Origin of the sequence: Tabrizicola sp. (genome assembly GCF_030694085.1) — a bacterium.
Classification (GTDB): Bacteria; Pseudomonadota; Alphaproteobacteria; order Rhodobacterales; family Rhodobacteraceae; genus Tabrizicola.
This window is the reverse complement of sequence record NZ_JAUXZE010000095.1, coordinates 1-1538: the sequence shown is the minus strand read 5'-3', so window position 1 is coordinate 1538 and position 1538 is coordinate 1. Positions and strand designations below refer to the sequence as shown.

At 62.5% G+C, this 1538-nt stretch carries 1 protein-coding gene; it reads left to right on the top strand.

Annotated elements, in window-relative coordinates; translation table 11 throughout:
- Positions 1-944: 944 nt before the first annotated feature.
- Positions 945-1538 (top strand): ParA family protein (locus Q8M85_RS22490; protein WP_305549038.1); only part of this gene is annotated, 594 nt, incomplete at its 3' end.

The following is a 1538-nucleotide window of genomic DNA, read 5'->3' as shown; positions in this document are numbered from 1 at the left end:
AGTCATTGCGCATCATGTATCACACACCACCGTTCCTGCCAACCGTCCTCACCGGCCGGTTTCCGCTCCTCCGAAGAGGAGCCCGCTTGCGGAAACCGGACAGCCGGTGAGGACTCAATATGGCGTCAGGGGTCGGCGGCTTGCCCGCCGACTGCGTCCCTGCGCCCCGGCCGTCAGGCCTCCGTGCAACGCGAGACCAAAGTGGTCGAGCGCCTTGAAACCTTGGGCTTTGCAGAAGTGTGCGGTCCCTCCATGAGGGCTGTTGGGACGGGCACGACAGTCTGAAGGAAGGGCTGCCCGGGAAGAGAAGGGGGGCCGGGGAAGGGGCCTCAAGATGCTTCAAGGCCTGCCCATTGCGGAAGATGGCCGACGATGAATGGCTTTGGGCATGAAGCCACAGGCTGGATCGGCGTAGCGTCAACCCGTCACTAGGCGAACTGGCAAGCAGGCCGACAGGCAAGCAGGCAGATTGTCCGGCATGCATCCGGTTGGCGGGTCATATTCGGGATCGTCCCTAGACGGAGGCCTGATGTCACCCTGCCTTCGGATCAGCCGTGCGGACAGGTTCCAACGCAGGCATGCGGCCTGTCACCTATGCAGGCATGCAGACATGCAAACCGTCATACGGGCCGGAAGGCAGATAGCCTCGATTGCGGCTAGGCCGAAGGAGTGCTCGGGCGCCGCGCCGCAGCATCACGGCTGCGGGAATCCTTAGGAAACATGAAGGCTTCGGCGGTGTGTTACAACTTCCGGCATATCCCATTTGACGTTTCTGCAACCTTATGCCTAAACGGCGCACCGCACGCCGGTCGGATTAGTGACGCCTTTACAACGGCTTCGATGGATCTTGGCTTGCCAGTGGTGCATCGCCTTCCGCGGCGTCATGAAAGAGCGCCGGGCGTCGGTGCAAGGGTGTCGAGTACCGTTTGTGGAGGCGTCATTTCATGCAAGTCATTACCATCGTGCAGACCAAAGGCGGCTCGGGCAAGACCACAACCGCCATGCTTCTCGCATCTGCAGCACTGAACCTCGGGCGTCGCGTCACCCTGATCGACGGAGACGTGAATGCACAACTCGGCCGCTGGCGTGACAGTTTCGAACTGGCCGCGTGGGAGGGTGCGCAAAAGCCCGACTGGCCGGAGAGTCTGGCGATCCTCTCGCCACCGAAAAGTGTTGAAGGGCTTCTGTCGCTCCTCGAAGCCGAGGAAGCACGGGGCGTCAATCTCGTCGTGATCGATACCCGACCGGGCACCCATACCGACACCGAGGACTTCTGCCTGATCTCCGATCTGGTGCTGATCCCCGCGCGCCCCGTATACGCCGAATGGGAAATGACCCACCGCGCCGTCCTCTGGATGGACGACCTCCGCGCCTCGATTGCCGAGGGCGAGCGGTTCCCGGCGGTCCGGGTCCTCGTCATGGACGCGGGGCCGAAGATCATCGACGCCGCAACCCGGGAAGGGGGAATGGCTCAACTGCCAAAGCGCGACCAGGACGTGCTGCAAGAGATCCTGCGTCTCGACCATCTCGACGTGATC